Genomic DNA, 16,196 nt, shown 5'->3' on the forward strand with positions numbered 1-16,196 from the left:
CCGGGCGCGACGGGACACGACGGTGCGCGGCGGGACACGACGGTGCTCGACCGGGCGCGGCGGGACACGACGGTGCACGACCGGGCACGGCGGGACACGACCGGGCGCGCCGGGGACGACACGACGGGAAACGACGGGAACCGACGGGGTAGAGCGGACTGTTAGTCCGCTGCTCTGCTGGCGCCGAGGCGCATTGCGACACCACTGTAGGCCACATCAACCAATCCGCCACGACCAACAGAAACAAGCGATTTCCAATGTCTGCACGACTTCCGCATTGTTGCCCCCGGAGCGTGAGAGTTCCAAAGTGGAAAGTAGCAAGTAGCATGTCCTGCGTCGGGAGGGTGGCGAAATACAACACCCTTGTGGAAATACGTCGCGCCAAATCCACTGTAAGGCTCTCAACCTCCCGACTCCCTCTCCATCCGGCGAGGGAGACTTCCATCGGAGGTCAACCATGCACAGCAACCACCCTGAAGCGCCGGCATTAGAACGCCGCAAACAAACCCTGCATCGCTACCCGCCCAACAGCCTGCGCGTCGATACCCTGTACTACCCCGGCTGCCCAGCCGAACCCGACGACATCTGTCTTCCCTGCCTGAAGCTGCGCGGCCTCTGGATGCAGGCGGCGGGCTTCGAGATAGGCGCGCGCGTGAAGCTGGACATCAAACCCGGCTGCATCCTGCTTACTGTGCAGAAGCAACCCGCTGCAGATGCCCCCAAGGTCAGAAAGATGGGCCGCCTCCAGCTGGCGCGCCTGCAGCGGGAGCAGCAGACCCCCTAGCGCCGATGGATGTGCAGGCGTGACCCGTTGAGCACGTGCGAACAACAGCATTCGAGCGCGCTACATACTCATTGCGCGCGCCTGGCTTCCCTGCTGCTCGCGCGCCTGTGTCAGCTGCTGATCCTGCTGCTGCGCTTGATGGCGCTCTTGGCTCACCGCCTCGAACCGCTGCAGCGATTCTTCAACCGGGGTCCGCACAGCCTGCTCCGTAGGCATGACGCCACGCTGGTGCGCGGGGTTGCTCGGGTCGCCCTGTATAACGAAAACATGGTGCGCCGCGCCCTTCTCGGGAGTGGCATTGCTCAACATCACGTGGTCAACCCGGTCCAGCCCGCTGCCCTTTGCCAGCACCAGCAGGCTGGCTGTAATCCGCTCGCTGGTCGCATCGAAGCTGCGCCCATGCTTGGTATCCAGCGCGGTTACCTGCTCACGTATCTGCTGATAAAGCGCATGGTCTGGATGACCGGCTTGCATGGGTGTGATCGGCTCGGGTGCGCGGGGTGCGGCAGGCTGGACCGAAGCGTCGACAGTCGGTACTGGCTGCGTTGCGGAGGGTGCCAGAGTCTCGCCTTGTGACTGCACATCGATTGCTGCTGCCGGCACCCGAGGCGCTTCCGTTTGAGGAGCGTGCGCGCGCAGTGGCGACTGATCGAGAGCAGGGGCGTCCAGTCGTTGTGCTTGGACGTCCTTCATTGCCTGCTGCAGTTCTTCGCTGCTGGTCACTGCGACCTGGCGGACGATCCTGTCTGGCCCGGCCTGGTAGTGGGCAATGGGATTGTCGTATCCGCGAGTGTCCATGCCATCGGGCTTGAGCTGCTGCATCGTGTGGCCAGTAATGCCGTTGGCCTCCCGCGTGCGCTGCACTGCCAGCGCGATGGCCTGCTGGGTGTCCGGGTTCACGTTCAGGTCGATGCCTGCACTGCGGTAGCGGTGCAGCAGTTCGTTCTTCTCCGCTTGAGCGGTCGTCGGCGCCGGCAGAGCCTCAATGGCCGCCAGCTCCTGCTGCGAGCGCTCCAGCGAGGGTTGGCGCATCTGGCTGGTCAGTTCCAGCTCCATCGCCAGGTTCCCGCTGGCGAACCCATCTCGCCCGGACCACTGCCCGGCTTCATCGCGCCGGTAGAGCTGGTTGTCTGAGCCGAGCACGGCATCGGGCCTGCCCTGAGCGGACAACACGGCTGCCGGAACGCCTACGCCGTGCTGCTGCGCCCGCTGTGCGGCATGGTTCTCCAGGTACGCTGCCGCAATCGCCTCCCGCCCGGTGGCGATATTCGTCTCGATGCGGCCGAGCGCCTCCTGGTTGAGTTGATGGGCGCGCTCGGGCGTTGCAGTCTGGGTTTCGTAGGTGCCTCGATCGTTGGCACCGGACACGCCGGTTTTTACCTGGCGCTCCCACGCTGACGTATCGGCGTTGCGGTGCCAGTCCTGGTTGTCCAGCCCGCACTGGTCGCTGGCCTGGGCAGGAATCGTGAAAGGATCCTTTGGCGGCGGGACCTTGCCGAGTGCCAGACCCACCGCCACTGCGCTGGCCATGGCGCCCAGTTCCTGTGACTTCTCATAACTGGCCGTCACACGTTCACGGGTTGGGTTATTAAGCCCGTCCGCCGTGAGGTCAAAGGATGCCTGGCGTTCCCAGCGCTGGCCGCTGAATTCCCACTTCACGCCCGACGTGTCGGTCTGGTGATAGATGGCGCGATTGTCCATCAGGTCGGCACCCTTCTCGAATGCCTTGCTCAGCAACAGGGCATCGGCCGCTACTACGGCTGCAGGCACAAACCCACTACCGCCGAGCGCCAAGGACAGGGCGGCACCGCCACCCCATCCGCCAACATTTCGTGCGACAGCGTGGTTGAACTCCGATTGCGCGGCGGCGGTATTGCCTTGTTCGAGCAGTTCGGCGGTGCGCTGGGCGGTCAAGATGGCATCGGCACCGGTGGCCAGCAGGCCTCCCGAGCGGACAAGGGTTCGGGCCGACGCTTCGCCCATGAGCAGTTGCAGGGACACGGCGCCCTGCTGGCTGGGAGGAACGCGGATCCGATAGCCAGACTCCTCGCCCAGCACCAGCTCAACCCGGCGAATGCCTGGCTCGGAGATGACCACCCGGCCATCGTGATGCGCGTTGGCAATGGCCAAAGACAAGCCGTTGCGCTGCAGCTCGATGTCCCCGCCGCGCGTCAGTGGCCTGCCGTCAACGTGGATCTGGTCGAGCGTGGTGACGATACGGGATTCGGAGTGCGTGATCGCGCTCCAGCCATGGTCGACGTCGTTGAAGCTTTTCACGGCTGCAATTTGTTGCGCGTGAGCTTGTTGATAGGCTGGGGTATCGCGGAAGAACTCCTGAATTCTTTGGTTGGTCATTGCAGGCGACTGGCCGACGGGCGTATTGGTATTCAAGTCGCCGTTGATCAATCCCACTTTGACAGTGTCACGCAGGTGCTCGACACGCTGAACTACTCGCTCCAGCGCATCAGGATCGCCCCTCAGTGCTGCCCGGCCGTCGCGAGTATTCTGAAGGTCGTTCAAGCGCGCCAGCATGCCCTTTTGGTACTCGGCTAGCGGGCCACCACTGTGCGGCGTGACACCTACCTCTTGCGCGAATTGAGGGTTGGCCGGAAGGAAAAGCCTGTTCTCCGGAGAATGAATGTTGAACTTCCCAGCACGCTGCAACTCGTCAAGTAGCTCGCTGTTCTTCAGCGTCTGCTGCTCGATGTTGTGGTGATCTTGGAAATGCGTCCGATAGTTGGGCATGAATCAAGCTCCTTCCTTGTCGCTCATAGCTCTGGCGTTATCGATTTACAACGTCGTAGAACCACAGGCCGTTTGAACGCTTCTGGGTGACAATGCCTGCTGCAATCACGGCATCCTTGAAGATTCGGTCACAGAACACCCCGCCGTGAAACGCCAGTCTGAAGACGTGCGCTGAGCCCAACACATCACGCTTGAACGCTAAACGCAGCTCGCCTGTCAGGTCGTAGTATTTCCCTTCCTCGTAATCGTCACTTATTACGATGTTGAGCGTGGAAGCCTCTTCATCCAAGGCATCTAACGTTCGAACTACATCGCATAGGAAGTAGGTCGGCCCTTTTGAACCGTCAGCCAGCCGATAATCGGTATCGCAGAAAACGAAGGCGTCACGGTCAACTGCCTCCATCACTTGGCGGAGCCGTTCCGACACCAACCAGTAGCCACTCATCCCGCCTTCCAGATCTTCAGGCGGTACGCCTTCGCTGGGGTGATAGACCAATCGTGGAACTTCCCGCAGCACAGGAAATCCGCCTTCTTCTGGTTTCAAGATAAGGCGAGGCGGCGAGAGGAGGGCCTTTCGGTTCTCAAATACGACTCCGTGGCCCCTGCCGCCTCGGCGAACATCCGGCTCCAGGTGAAAGAACTCACCTGCCTTGGGTCGATTGTCCATTGCTCTTTCCATTGTGCTGAATCCTATCCATGCCTGCGGCGTCTAAACGCGCAGACTCGCGTTATCGGTTGACCACGTCGTAGAACCAAAGTCCGTTGGAGCGTTTCGCAGTCGTGATGCCAGCAGCTGCAACAGCGCCTTTTAACACGCGGTCACAGAACACGCCTCCGTGAAATGGCAGCCTGAAGACGTGTGCGGAGCCCAGTACATCGCGCCTGAAGGCCAAGCGAAGCTCGCCCGTCAGGTCGTAGTACTTCCCTTTCTCGAACTCGTCGCTGATCTCGATATGGAGGGTTGAGGCTTCTTCGTCCAATGCATCCAGCGTCCTAACTACATCGCAAAGGAAGTAAGTTGGGCCCTTGGAGCCGTCAGCCAGACGATAGTCGGTTTCGGTAAAAACGAAGGCGTCCGGGTCTACCGCCTCCATTACCTGCCGGAGCCGTTCGGAGATCAGCCAATAGCCACTCATCCCCCCTTCGAGATCCTCAGGCGGCACGCCTTCGCGAGGACGATAGACCAAGCGCGGTTGCTCGCGCAGAGTGGGAAACCCTCCTGACTTAGGTTTCAAGATCAGTCGAGGTGGAGTGAGAAGTGCTTGTCGATTCTCGAAGACGACTCCGTGCCCCTTGCCTCCCCGGCCAACATCCGGCCTGAGCTTAAAGAATTCTCCTGCCCTGGGGACATTGCCTCTTTCTGCTTCCATGGTGCCGCCACCCATCCATGTCCTCGCGGCCTCTCCGCTCGCGAATAGCTTAACCCGATGGGATGGGCCGTAGGTCAAGAGGCAGCCAGGAGGAGGCTATTGCTGGAGACTCACTTACGCGGTTGTGTAGCGCCCAAAGTGGCCGCGGAACCTGTTTTCCCTTGTGTCGTATCTAGCTCCCAGGTCGAACTCTCGCAAGTCAGCCCTGCTCGGAATCCTTGCCAGTCATCGCCTGTTGGGCTGTCAGATGTCAGAGGCATCGATGAACCACATGCCGTCGGCATCACTATCAGTAGCGATACCTGCTCCGGCGGCGGCATCCTTGAAGACACGGTCGCAAAAGATCCTGCCGGTGTAAGGCGTCTTGAACACGTGCGCTGAGCCCAGCAACTCTCGTTTGAAGGTAACGCTGGCACCACCTGTCATGTCGTAGAACTTACCGTTGATGAACGCTTCGGTTGTGTCGATGAAGAGCTTTGAGGCATCTTCATCCAATGCGTCGATCTCCTGCACCACCGTTCATAGGAAGTGGCGGGCGCCCGCGCTGCCGTCTGCCACGCGGTAATCAACCTCCACGAAGACGAACGCGGCAGGATCGACCGTGACCATGACGTGGTACAGCCGTTCGGATACCAGCCAGTAACCGCTGAACCCAGGCTCCAGATCCTTCGGGGCTGGGCCTTTGCTGGGGTCATAGACCAGGCGTGGAACTTCACGCAGCGGAGGAAGACCTCCGCCCTCCGGCCGTAGAATCAGGCGCGGGGCGACAGCAACTTGCCCAGGTTCTCAAAGACAACTCCACAGCTCGGGCCATTGATGGCTCCAGCCTCGAGGATGAAGAACTCTCCAAGCCTGGGTTCATTGGGAATGGGTGAGTCCATGCGCTGAGTCCTGTCCATTTGGGAGCGTGCTATTGGTGCCGGACAGGTTAACGGGGGCGCCCAACGGCAGGCCAGTTTTCGTTGCTTCCAGTCCATGCAGGCCAGGGGTCAAAGATGGGCCGCCTCCAGTTGGCGCGGTTGGGGGGCGCAGGAAGCCGCCCGAGCCCCGTAACCCCAGGGGCGCCGTGCCAATGGCGGCTTTGTGGCCCGAAGCGGGTGTGGTTAACAGATACGCTGCACCTGCGGTCAAACGTGGCTATATTATGTAGCGGGGCACCGGAACGAGCCTTGGGGTCGCCAGGCTCGAATGTGGGACATCACAACCTGGAGGTGAATAATGAAAGGCTTGGCTTCTTTCCTCTCACTTTGCTGCGTTTCTTTTGCTGCATCTGCGGCGACTCCCGAAACGGTTCAATTTACGGGACTACTGCAGCGGGACGCTTTGGCGCCTGTTGCAATTGATCTGCAGCTTCCGTCCAAAGATGCCGCAACACTTCAGTTGTCCAGTGGCTTCAATCTGGAGCTGACCACGCCCGGCAACCCAGCCAGCAAAGATGGCGCCCGCATAAGGCTCGTGTCGTCCAACGGTGAGGTTGTGCACACGGCGAACGTCTCTGATCCTGGACTGGCCTCGGTTTCATTTGCCTACCAGATATGCGCTGGTAGCGTCACTTTCATGAGTCCGGCGCCATCACCTTTGCCTGGATGCAGAGTGACGGCCCACTAGGAACGTTGGCGTAGAGGGTGATTCTGGACTGGGCCAGCCGTTGCCAGTAAACCAGAACAGCCGGCGCATCGTCCGGCCGCCACAGCTGAGTCTGGTTCAGGAGTGGGAGACGCTGATCAAGCGAATTGCTACATCACGGCAGGCACCGAACCGGAGCAAGCTGCCTCCTTCTGATGCATCACTGACAACGGCGCCACTGATGCGGGCGTACCGGCCGTCTAGCGCCTTCAGATCCTTGTCGAAACTGTCGTAGTTTGAGAGTGACAGGCATCGAACAGTGTTCCATTCCTCATGGTCTCTCGCAGTCGCCCAAGCGTTGAGATCTTCATGGCGATAGGTGATCCATGCAGTAATGCTCACATCTCTCCCATCAAAAGCGTATGGGTCGCTTGCCACGTCGAGCAGCGATTGATCGCCGGAACGGGTTGGCTTGGTTGTTCCCGTCGGTGCGCACGCGCAGACAAGCAGCGCTGTCAGAAATGAGACGGTGGCTCTCGATCTTTTGATCACGGTGATCTCTCCGGTTTCATGAAATCAGGTTGGCGGTATCAAAATTCGAGCCATGGTTGAGCCTCACTCCCCTGCGCGAGCTGAAAGGGTTTTCCATATCCGGCCCTCACGCTGCTCTGTTGTAGTGACATTGATCACCGCCTGCTCGCCGAGGCGATCACGCAACTGCTGCAGGTAGAGACTGCGCGGCGCCACTACCTGGCCAACCGACTGCATGATTCCCGCTGGCTCTTCAGGCGGGAACTTTCCCGGCGCGACAGTGCCAACCTGTCCCACGCTCCAGTTCATCGCGAAGGGCGGCGCCTGGACAACGTAGATATCGTGCTCGGTGTTCCAGAACATCTGCTGCGCGCCTGCCCAGCCGTGGCCCGTCCCGCTGTAGCGGCGGTTCTGTGCCCGCAGCATGTAGCCCTTGGTGTTGTCATACAGAGTGCCGGTGGACCAGCGGTGATGTGGGCCACTGTCATTGCTGTCGCCTGTGGCCAGGCAGTCAAGAAATACGTTGGGGCCGGGTACCCGTGCGCCGATGACGAAGGTATGCCTGCCGCCTTGGTTGTAGCAGCGCTGGATCAGGTTGAAGGCGGAGTTGCCCTCGTACAGGAATACATAGCGGCGGGCGCCCTGGGTTTCGCCATACCTTGGGTCGAGATAGGCGATGTCCTGCAGGGTGTTGAAGTGCGCGCCGTTACGGGTCACGAATCCATGCGATACATACCGCACGGTGACATCGCGGACCCATGAATTGCGTACGCCACCCAGGCGGAGCCCGGCAAAGGGACCGATATCAGCGGTGCCATTGGCCGTGCCGGTCTCGGGGTTGCCTTCGAGGCGAAGGTCTTCGATGCCGACCTGAGAGATGCGGATGGGATCGGCGCGGTAGATGCTGCCGCCACCGAAACGCGCATCAATGGCGTCCATGATCGGGGCATCAAGGGTGATAGTGTCGTGGTCTACGGCGGTAACCACCCGTTCGCTGTACATGGCGTAGTCACTTGGCTTCCATCGGTATCGGGCGGTATCGATGCCTTCGGTGCCGAGCCAACGGGCATTGGGTTCCCTGGCGATCGCCAGGGCGTCGCCCACGCGGTAGCCGGTTGCGGACTTCACCCTGATCCGCGTTGCTCCCACAGGCACGTAGTCCATATTGATCGCGGTCTGGTGTGGCTGCCGGGCCGGGTGGGGGATTGCGGATTCGCTGTTCCCCACGTCGATGATCTTGCTCTGCTGCCCATCGGCTTCGGAGCGGATCACGGTGCCGTCGGCACCTCGGCCTTCACCGCGCAACACCACGCCGCTGGATTGGATGGTCAGCGTCCTGCTCAGCCGGTACTGACCACGCCGCAGCAGGACGGCGCCGCGTAGACCCCGGCTGTCCTTGGGAAGCATGGCTACGGCCTCGATGGCTGCCTGTATGCGCGGATAGTCATCACCCTCGGCGTTTGGCTCAAGAGTCTTACGCACCGGAATGCTGGCGCGGGCGGGCAGGCCAACGCCGCCTCCCTGGTAGCCGGCGCGGGAGAAGTCCGGGACGATGTTGCGTGCCTGGTCGCTACCGCGTTCGGCATACAGGGCATAGCGCAGGAAACCGTCGCTGCCCAGGCTGACTAAAGGGGCGTCGTCGGCACTATTGATGGGGTAGGTGAGTGCGCTTGTCGGGGACGCGGGCTCAGCCGCTGACAGCGTCGACAATGGGCAGGCTGGCAGCGCTACAAGCGCCAGCGCCAGGACGCGGCGAAACGCCAGGAGCGGAGGCATGCGTGGGACTTCCTTCCAGGGAGGACTAGCTGGCAATGCTAACAAAGTGTTTCTGCCGGTCGCCTCGGGTGATTGCATGTAAGTTGTGTCCGCTTCTGGCCGAAAGCGGTAACTTGGGCAGTGAGGCCAGTGCAGAGCGGTGCTAATGTCTGCGTTCGATTCGAACCGACGCTGTAGCGGGGAAGCAAAGTGAACGAGATGATTGAACACATCTACTCTGGAGACAGGACTCGTCGTATTGCCATCTTCCGTCGGCCTTCCGGATCCTTCGGTTACCAGCAGGAGTACTTCTTCAGAAATGACTATTTTTCCGATGAGGTCGTTGAGGGCTGGGCCTCGTTGGGCGAATGCGCTTCCTACTACGATCAGGTCGAAACCGCCAAAGCCGACGTAATGGCGAGCGTGCGCTGGTTGGCCACACGGTAAGTCTCGCCAGAGAGTGACCGCTATTGGACGCGAGCGGACCTTGGGAGAGGCGAGGCATCAGCGATGTTCCCAGGGTGAAGGGTAGATGACCGTTGGACGGCCTCATAGGGCAAGGCCATCCGCCACGCAACCGGCTTTCCGTCCCCAGCGGCGCTGGCCATACTGAGGCCATGACCTGTATACGCCGAATCCAGACCCACTTGGCCGGCCAGTTGCGGAGCGAAGCATGGCGGCGCCGTGCCGCCCTGTGGACGGGCGCGGTGGTGGTGGCACTCATCGCTATCCTCTTTGCCAAGGCCAGCGATGCGGCATTTGCCCTGTTTCGACGCGCCATCGAGCACTCGCCCTGGTGGGCGCTGCTGCTCACGCCGGGAATTTTCGCCCTGCTGGCGTGGCTGACCAGCGGGGTGCTTCGTCCCACGCGGGGCAGTGGCATTCCGCAGGTGATCGCGGCGCTGGACAAGCCCGATGAGGCATTCCGCACAACCAACCTTTCACCGGCGGTGTCGGCAGGCAAGCTGGTCCTGACCACGTTGTCGCTGCTGGGGGGTGCATCGGTGGGTCGGGAGGGGCCAACGGTGCACGTGGGCGCCAGCTTGATGTACCTGTTTGGCCGCTGGTTCGGTTTCAAAGATCCACGCGAGCTGTCGCACTTTCTGTTGGCAGGCGGCGCGGCCGGTATTGCGGCGGCCTTCAACACGCCGCTGGCCGGGATCGTGTTCGCCATTGAAGAGCTCAGCGGGCGCTTCGAGCATCACTTCTCGGGCACGCTGTTGACGGCGGTTATCGTCGGCGGCGTGGTGTCGCTGGGCCTTCTGGGAAACTACACCTACTTCGGCCATGTGACAGCAGGCCTGCCGCTGGGGCAGGGGTGGCTGGCCATCCTGCTATGCGGGGTGGTGGCTGGTCTGCTGGGTGGGGTATTCGCCCGCATGGTGCTGGCCAGCGCTGCAGGGCGCCCGCGCTGGCTGGGCAACCTTCGGCAGCGGCATCCGGTGCTGCTGGCCGCCGGCTGCGGCCTGGTGGTGGTTGGGCTGGCGGCGTTGTGCGGCGATGGTGCCTTTGGCACCGGCTATGAACAAGCGCGCAGTCTGGTGCAGGGTCAACCGACGGTTGGGCATGAGTTTGGGCTGATGAAGCTGCTTGCGAACCTGGCCTCTTATGTGCCGGCATTCCCGGCGGGCTGTTCTCGCCAGCGCTGGCCGTCGGCGCCGGCCTGGGCCACAACCTGGCCGTGGTGATGCCCGGCGTGGACCCGCGTGCGTTCGTGCTGCTGGGCATGTGCGCATACCTCACCGGTGTCACCCAAGCGCCATTGACCTCGGCGGTCATTTCGCTGGAACTTACCGACAGCGGCGATCTTCTGCTGCCTATCTTGGCAACGGTACTGATCGCCCGTGGGATGTCCGGGCTGGTATGTCGGACACCGATCTACAAGGGGCTGGCGGAACAGTTGCTGTTGCCGCGGCCGCAACAGTCGAGCAACGAATCGTAACCATCTGTCGCTGCCTCGACTTCCCCCAGCCCAAGAACCACCGGCGTCGATACCGAGCTGCCATCATTTGCCTACATGACCGGGCGCCGACGGTCATTTCTGGACGTGACGTCCGTTCGCTCGCGCATAGTCAACGGCTTGTCGGAGCGAGTCGAAGTCCAGGCCATCAAAGGTGAAGTACTCACCATTTGTAGATATGTCGAGTTCGCGCATGAGTTTGCGATCAGCGACCGAGAGCCGCAGCGGCCAATTGGGGTTGATAAGCGTCAGCGAACCAAATCGATGGAGGATCGCCTTGCCGAGCAGAAATCCGGGGAGGAACTGCGGAGCGAAGATGGCGAAATTGGTAAGGCTCCCTCTGTCGATATGGCCAGGCGAAGAGAAAACGGCAAGCGGTACCCAGAATGGACGTAAGAGACGGAACAGAAAAATGGTGACGAGAGCAGTAGTTGCGTAAGCCGCAATTCGAAGCGGCCAGCAGAACCTGAGCGGCGCGCGGCAGTGGGCGCAATTGAACTGCTGCTCCCATATCCATTGATCGGGGAAGAGCTTCTTGCAATGAGGGCATTCCAATCGTGGTTTCATTTCAAAGCTGCGCTTCACTTCCATGCCCACTGCCCCTGGTACTCGCCCCCCGGCGGAAGTGTCTAGCGTGGGGCCTGCCCCTGCCGCTGGTCAATATGGCGCCCGAGACGTTCGTCATGGGCCGGGAGGGCGCATTCGCCGTACCCGTAACCCTGACGTGCGCCACCGGGTGTCGCCCGTCGACCGAAAGCAGCTAAGATTCCAGGATGCTCAATAAGCTTGCCAGAGCCAAACGTGCCAGGTGAGGCGCGACCCGCTTTCTCGCACGTCACAGTTCTTCAGTTTCGGCGTCGCTACACTGGTCTTGCGTTCTACCAATTGGCTGATTCCGCGCGAAAGTAGTGTCCAATATATGAACCATCCTCCTTCAACGGACTGATGCATATGAATCGACTGGTCCCTGCCGCTATCGTGCTTGGCCTTGCGCTTGTCAGCGGACCGGCGCCATGCCGTGACGTTCCTGCACCTGGGCCATCCGAGCAACTACCCACGGCCCCTCTACCCCCGGAGCTTGAGCGCGTTTTACAAGACTACGAACACGCCTGGCGCGCGGGTGATGCATCGTCGTTGTCCAAGCTTTTCGCGGAAGATGGCTTCGTGTTGCAAAGCAATCATCCGCCGATTCGCGGCCGCCAAGCCATCGAGTCCGCCTATGCTGCTACCTTCGATGGGCGGGGCGGCGGCAATCTCCAGCTCCGCGCCTTGGCCTTCAATGCTGAAGGCAGCTACGGGTACATCATTGGCGCTTACAGGTACGGCCGAGCAAAGGATATCGGTAAATTCACGCTGACCCTGTATCGATTGCCAGGACAGCCTTGGCAGATTTTTTCTGATATGGATAACCAAAGTGCGGATAGCAGGCGAGCAGACTTGCCATGATGGCGTTGCGAGCCGTTTCTCAGTACGGTCATCTGGTCAGAAATCCGGCTGTAAGCCAAGATGCGCTTGCGGCTTCCGTTCAACGGCAGTAAGACCCTTGGGAGTTGTATGCGCAGCCTGTTACTTCTGATGGCAACATCCGCGGCGCCGGCCTTTGCGGCCGAGAGCGCGCTTCCGGACGACTTCAACGCGTTGTTCGCCAGTACCTGTATGCAGTACTACTACTCGCAGGACACGCTGCGTGACCAGTTGGAACGCCAGGGGTTGGAAATTCTGCCGCCAGACCAGGCCGAGTTCTTCCTGAGCGGTAATGAAGGAACCGCCTGGCTCTTTGTTGCTCCAAGCACGCGCTATGTCGTTTCACTCAGCAACGATTCCACTTGCTCGGTGTTCGCCCAACGCGGAGACCCGGAGCAGATCCAGGCGGGATTCCTGGGCCTGGTGGGAACGGCGCCACCGCCGTTGGTCGCCCAGGTGCCCGACACGGCCAGGTTGGGGCCAAACAACGATCGCACCAAGACCGTGGCGCGGTCGTGGGCACGCCCCACGGACAAGGAAGCGCTTCTGTTCGTGCTGACCACATCATCGAATAAAGAGGTGACGGCACAGGCCATGGCCTCCATGGCGCGCGTCGCCAAGCCCCGGTAGTCATCTGTCGGACAGTGCGCCGATAGCGTTCAGCCATGTAAGCGCCAGCGACGGCCAGTTCGCCAGCGGTGTGTTCGACACACGCAGGCCGAAGGCGTGGCCGCCATGCGGGTAGAGGTGCAGTTCAGCGGGAATCCGGGCCTGCTGTAAAGCCAGGTAGTACGTCATGGAGTGGCGAACGTCGTCGGTGGGGTCATCGCCTGCCTGGAGGATGAAGGTCGGCGGACAGTCCGCCGCGATTCGCACTCCCGCATCCAGCGCCAAGCCCGGCTTGCCCTTGTCCCACAGATGGCCCGGATACAGCGCCAAGGCGAAGTCCGGCCGCGTGGGCTGCTGGTCGGCCGCATCAATGGCGTCGTAACTCCGTGCCGGGGCGTTGCTGACGTCCGCCACCATACGGCCACCGGCGGAAAAGCCTATTACGCCCACCCGATGTGGATCTATCCCCAGCTCGTGGGCCTGTGCCCGTAACAAGGCGATGGCCCGCTGCGCATCCTGCAATGCCATCGGCACGTCGGGGATGCGTCGGCAATTGCATTCTTCAGCCCAGTACGGCCCGGAGCCGGGCACGCGATATTTCAGCAGCACGCAGGTGATGCCCTGGCCGACGAGCCAGTCGCAGATCTCCGTACCCTCCAGGTCGATGGCCAGCACGCGGTAGCCACCTCCAGGGAAGACCACGACCGCCGCGCCCGTATTGGCCCCGGATGGCCTGTAGATCGACATGCTGGGCCGGGAGACGAGCTGGACCATCGTGACCGACTGGCCAGCGATCTTCCCCCGGCTGACGCCGAAGCGTTCGGCGCCCGTGCTGGAGGGCGGCGCGATAGCCAGTGTTTCCGGCCACAGGGGTTGCTCGATGGCGGGTGCGGCGGGATGCCAGGGGCGGTCCTGCTGGTCGATCAACGGCGCCACGCCGGTGCGTGCTGCATGGCAAGGGGCACAGGCGAGCAGAGCGAAGAGCAAGCCCAGGGCAGAGGTCCATTTCATCGAGCATGTTCCGTGAGTGCGGGAGCTGATCTTACTGCTCCGGTAGGAAAATCACTTCCGGCACAAGCAGGGCGGGGCAACGCCTTCGCTTCATCCGCAACACTCCTGCTGCTTGGGCAGCTGTCTGTGTTTCATCGAACATATGAAACCGCACCCAAAGCGGACGCCACGGGCGACGACTCAGCGCCATTTCGTCGGCGATCCGGGTGATTCATCGGCGGCTTCTGTGGCTTGGTCGCAAACGGGTTGCCACGCCCCCGCGCGGATGGCAACTTGCAGCGGCGATCACGTCGACCTGGACCCCCGCATGACCCCCGTTGCCCTGTATTCGCCCGATCCGGCCCGCGGCTGGCTGCCCTGGGCCTGGCTGACGCCGATCCTGATGATCCTGTTCAACGCGGTACCGGTGATCGCGCTGGACGGGTGGATGCAGTCGCAGCATTGGTCGACGCCGCGTGGCGATCCGATCGGCCTCGCTGGCTTGTATGCGCTGCTGTGGATCGGCTTCGCGCCGACGCTGGCGGCCGTGCTCGCCTGGGTACGCTTCGTCGAAGGGCGCTCGCTGGCGAGTATCGGGCTGACCGGTCCGGCGCCGCTGAAAACCTTCCTGCGCGGACTGGCCGTTGGACTCGGCACGATCGCGCTGGTCGTAGTCGCGATCTGGATGTCTGGCGGCATGCAGGCGGCGGGCTTGGGGCAGGCCTGGCGGTCGCCCGTCAGTTTGCTGCACATCGGCCTGCTGCTATTGAGTTTCATGTTCCAGGCGAGCGTGGAGGAAGTCATCTTCCGCGGCTGGATGCTGTCGGTGGTGGCGCGCAAGACCAATGTCGCGGTGGCAGTGCTGCTGGTGTCGCTCGCTTTCTGCTTCCTGCATTTCAGCCCGCACCAGCCGCCCCGGGTCATGCTCGGCACGTTCCTGTTCTCGCTGTTCGCCTGTGCCTGGGCGCTGCGGACCGGCAACATCTGGGGCGTGATGGGCTGGCACGCGGGGTGGAACTGGTTGCTCGCGACCGGCTTCGAACTGCCGGTCACCGGCATCGATGCGCACTTGCCGGCGCTGCTGGTGGCGCTGCGCCCGCAAGGCCTCGACGCCCTGACCGGTGGCGCGGAAGGGCCGGAAGGCAGTTACCTGTGCAGCGTCTTCTTCGTCGCCGCGATCGCGTGGATCCAGTGGCGAAAGACGCGCGGAGCTCAGATTACTGCGCGTAAGAGAAGATCGCTTGCGGGCCGATGACAGAACGGCTGCGGGTGGGACTTCTGACAGAAGGATTTGTCCGGTTACGCGGCTGCTTGTTGGCAGGTCTCAGCTGCCCTAACATCGAGCGGTCGGTGTTCCATACGATCCGACCTGATACTCCGTGCGGCAGGTCTGAAGAGATCCGGTGAGAACGAGGTTGGAGCAGGAGTTCATACACCACCTATCTGAGCGGGATAAAACGAGAATGCGTACGGATGCCTACACCGCAGAAGCAATCTGTTCCAGCCTGGGCCTTCCATCGTTTGCGAATGATCCCGTCTGCACCCAGGCGAAACGCGCGGTCCGGATACTGTTGACGCCATCATTCCACCCTGAGATATGCCTGACATTCGCGGACGGCAAGCTCGACGTTGTCTCTGCTCGTGAAATGATCTGGCATCAGGTCGAACCCGCGCCGATGCTTGCAGATCGCGCCAAGCAGACCATCCCGCCGGAACTCCTCACTGACCTGTTTGAGCATCTGGAGGCGGAGGAAACATCGAGCAAAAACGGTTGGGGGATGATTGATGGCATGTCGGCCGAGCTGCTGGCTTTCCGGGATGGTGTCCTTGTGCTCAGCACCGGTCGCCGCGACTGTCTCAGAGGAGATAGTTCTGCATGGGTCAAGCTGGCGATCTCCTTGGCGTGGCAATCCCTCTCGGATCCGTACTGTCGCAATGCGCTGGCAGCGGCAGCCAGGTACATCGATGAACACCTGCCGCTGGATATCGAGCCAGCCCGGAAGCCTGCTGTCACAACCTTGGTCCTGGGGCCCGCGGAAGATCGTGCCGAGCTTCTTGCAGCCATCGCCACAGTCGGGCAAGCGTTGACGCTTCCAGCTTCCGCAGTTCCGTCCGAGGTGCCCGGAACGGGGGCTGATTCATCGGGAGGTCTCGTGCAATTCAGAGTGGAGTACATTTCCCGACCGGAACCGTCGCCGTACGTAATGGTTCGGCAAATCGGGGGCGGTAGCTTCGAGTTGGGTCTGAAGCCAGCGCTCGACGGGATTCCGATTGCCAGGAACGTCGGCCAGCCCAGGTCCTTGGGCCCTGACGGCGCTCCTGATCTTTCAGTGTTTGCATTCTACCTAGTCTTCCGCGCGGATCTGGCCGCGCTAACGCTAGGGCAAGTGGTGACGCTGACAGGCTAAGGTGGAATTCGGCG

Annotated in this window: 14 protein-coding genes and 2 pseudogenes; 8 read left to right on the forward strand and 8 right to left on the reverse strand. The window is 61.7% G+C overall.

Annotation, left to right across the window (positions count from 1 at the left end; translation table 11 throughout):
* Window positions 1-457 precede the first annotated feature (457 nt).
* Window positions 458-784, forward strand: a complete 327-nt coding sequence (locus ACREPD_RS07985) for a SymE family type I addiction module toxin (RefSeq protein ID WP_431598812.1) — start codon at window positions 458-460, stop codon at window positions 782-784.
* Between the two features lie 60 nt (window positions 785-844).
* On the opposite strand, the gene ACREPD_RS07990 is transcribed toward ACREPD_RS07985, so the two are convergent.
* The 4 genes and pseudogenes from ACREPD_RS07990 to ACREPD_RS08005 form a co-directional block, all read right to left on the reverse strand.
* Window positions 845-3,529, reverse strand: a complete 2,685-nt coding sequence (locus ACREPD_RS07990; protein ID WP_431598813.1) for an XVIPCD domain-containing protein — start codon at window positions 3,527-3,529, stop codon at window positions 845-847.
* 37 nt (window positions 3,530-3,566) lie between these two features.
* On the reverse strand, window positions 3,567-4,208 hold the full coding sequence (locus ACREPD_RS07995; RefSeq protein WP_431598814.1) for a DUF1629 domain-containing protein: 642 nt from the start codon (window positions 4,206-4,208) through the stop codon (window positions 3,567-3,569).
* A gap of 49 nt (window positions 4,209-4,257) precedes the next feature.
* Window positions 4,258-4,914, reverse strand: a complete 657-nt coding sequence (locus tag ACREPD_RS08000; protein WP_431598815.1) for a DUF1629 domain-containing protein — start codon at window positions 4,912-4,914, stop codon at window positions 4,258-4,260.
* 228 nt (window positions 4,915-5,142) lie between these two features.
* Window positions 5,143-5,798, reverse strand: a pseudogene (locus ACREPD_RS08005) (DUF1629 domain-containing protein).
* 319 nt (window positions 5,799-6,117) lie between these two features.
* Here ACREPD_RS08005 and ACREPD_RS08010 point away from each other — a divergent pair.
* Window positions 6,118-6,507, forward strand: a complete 390-nt coding sequence (locus tag ACREPD_RS08010; protein WP_431598816.1) for a hypothetical protein — start codon at window positions 6,118-6,120, stop codon at window positions 6,505-6,507.
* A 96-nt stretch (window positions 6,508-6,603) separates the two neighbouring features.
* Here ACREPD_RS08010 and ACREPD_RS08015 read toward each other — a convergent pair whose 3' ends face one another.
* Complete coding sequence (locus tag ACREPD_RS08015) at window positions 6,604-7,017, reverse strand: hypothetical protein (protein WP_431598817.1); 414 nt, start codon at window positions 7,015-7,017, stop codon at window positions 6,604-6,606.
* Window positions 7,018-7,080: 63 nt separating this feature from the next.
* Complete coding sequence (locus tag ACREPD_RS08020) at window positions 7,081-8,772, reverse strand: hypothetical protein (protein WP_431598818.1); 1,692 nt, start codon at window positions 8,770-8,772, stop codon at window positions 7,081-7,083.
* Window positions 8,773-8,961: 189 nt separating this feature from the next.
* Here ACREPD_RS08020 and ACREPD_RS08025 point away from each other — a divergent pair, with 189 nt between their 5' ends.
* Window positions 8,962-9,198, forward strand: a complete 237-nt coding sequence (locus ACREPD_RS08025; RefSeq protein WP_431598819.1) for a hypothetical protein — start codon at window positions 8,962-8,964, stop codon at window positions 9,196-9,198.
* A 170-nt stretch (window positions 9,199-9,368) separates the two neighbouring features.
* Window positions 9,369-10,693 (forward strand): annotated as a pseudogene (locus tag ACREPD_RS08030) (chloride channel protein).
* Window positions 10,694-10,786: 93 nt separating this feature from the next.
* Here the strand turns inward: ACREPD_RS08030 and ACREPD_RS08035 are convergent.
* Window positions 10,787-11,302 (reverse strand): hypothetical protein, encoded by a 516-nt coding sequence (locus ACREPD_RS08035; RefSeq protein ID WP_431598820.1) that lies wholly within the window; start codon window positions 11,300-11,302, stop codon window positions 10,787-10,789.
* Window positions 11,303-11,662: 360 nt separating this feature from the next.
* Between ACREPD_RS08035 and ACREPD_RS08040 the strand changes: the two genes are divergently transcribed.
* Together ACREPD_RS08040 and ACREPD_RS08045 are read left to right on the forward strand one after the other, a co-directional pair.
* Window positions 11,663-12,157 carry a YybH family protein gene (locus ACREPD_RS08040; RefSeq protein WP_431598821.1) on the forward strand — a complete coding sequence of 165 codons (495 nt, stop codon included), beginning with the start codon at window positions 11,663-11,665 and terminating at the stop codon, window positions 12,155-12,157.
* A 108-nt stretch (window positions 12,158-12,265) separates the two neighbouring features.
* Window positions 12,266-12,805 (forward strand): NMCC_0638 family (lipo)protein, encoded by a 540-nt coding sequence (locus tag ACREPD_RS08045; protein WP_431598822.1) that lies wholly within the window; start codon window positions 12,266-12,268, stop codon window positions 12,803-12,805.
* Here ACREPD_RS08045 and ACREPD_RS08050 read toward each other — a convergent pair whose 3' ends face one another.
* Entirely contained in the window at window positions 12,806-13,795 is a 990-nt protein-coding gene (locus ACREPD_RS08050; protein WP_431598823.1) for an alpha/beta hydrolase, read from the reverse strand.
* 307 nt (window positions 13,796-14,102) lie between these two features.
* Between ACREPD_RS08050 and ACREPD_RS08055 the strand changes: the two genes are divergently transcribed.
* Window positions 14,103-15,029: a CPBP family intramembrane glutamic endopeptidase gene (locus ACREPD_RS08055; RefSeq protein WP_431598824.1), complete on the forward strand. Its 927-nt coding sequence runs from the start codon at window positions 14,103-14,105 to the stop codon at window positions 15,027-15,029.
* Between the two features lie 208 nt (window positions 15,030-15,237).
* On the forward strand, window positions 15,238-16,182 hold the full coding sequence (locus ACREPD_RS08060; protein ID WP_431598825.1) for a hypothetical protein: 945 nt from the start codon (window positions 15,238-15,240) through the stop codon (window positions 16,180-16,182).
* Window positions 16,183-16,196 lie beyond the last annotated feature (14 nt).

The sequence above is a fragment of the Stenotrophomonas sp. genome (genome assembly GCF_050737075.1).
Classification (GTDB): domain Bacteria; phylum Pseudomonadota; class Gammaproteobacteria; order Xanthomonadales; family Xanthomonadaceae; genus Stenotrophomonas.

Coding starts and splice junctions, on each gene's coding strand:
- ACREPD_RS08020 (WP_431598818.1), bottom strand. CDS start 8,772: ATGCCTCCGCTCCTGGCGTTTCGCCGCGTCCTGGCGCTGGCGCTTGTA.
- ACREPD_RS08045 (WP_431598822.1), top strand. CDS start 12,266: ATGCGCAGCCTGTTACTTCTGATGGCAACATCCGCGGCGCCGGCCTTT.
- ACREPD_RS07985 (WP_431598812.1), top strand. CDS start 458: ATGCACAGCAACCACCCTGAAGCGCCGGCATTAGAACGCCGCAAACAA.
- ACREPD_RS08000 (WP_431598815.1), bottom strand. CDS start 4,914: ATGGGTGGCGGCACCATGGAAGCAGAAAGAGGCAATGTCCCCAGGGCA.
- ACREPD_RS08010 (WP_431598816.1), top strand. CDS start 6,118: ATGAAAGGCTTGGCTTCTTTCCTCTCACTTTGCTGCGTTTCTTTTGCT.
- ACREPD_RS08055 (WP_431598824.1), top strand. CDS start 14,103: ATGACCCCCGTTGCCCTGTATTCGCCCGATCCGGCCCGCGGCTGGCTG.
- ACREPD_RS08060 (WP_431598825.1), top strand. CDS start 15,238: ATGCGTACGGATGCCTACACCGCAGAAGCAATCTGTTCCAGCCTGGGC.
- ACREPD_RS08050 (WP_431598823.1), bottom strand. CDS start 13,795: ATGAAATGGACCTCTGCCCTGGGCTTGCTCTTCGCTCTGCTCGCCTGT.
- ACREPD_RS07990 (WP_431598813.1), bottom strand. CDS start 3,529: ATGCCCAACTATCGGACGCATTTCCAAGATCACCACAACATCGAGCAG.
- ACREPD_RS08040 (WP_431598821.1), top strand. CDS start 11,663: ATGAATCGACTGGTCCCTGCCGCTATCGTGCTTGGCCTTGCGCTTGTC.
- ACREPD_RS08035 (WP_431598820.1), bottom strand. CDS start 11,302: ATGGAAGTGAAGCGCAGCTTTGAAATGAAACCACGATTGGAATGCCCT.
- ACREPD_RS07995 (WP_431598814.1), bottom strand. CDS start 4,208: ATGGAAAGAGCAATGGACAATCGACCCAAGGCAGGTGAGTTCTTTCAC.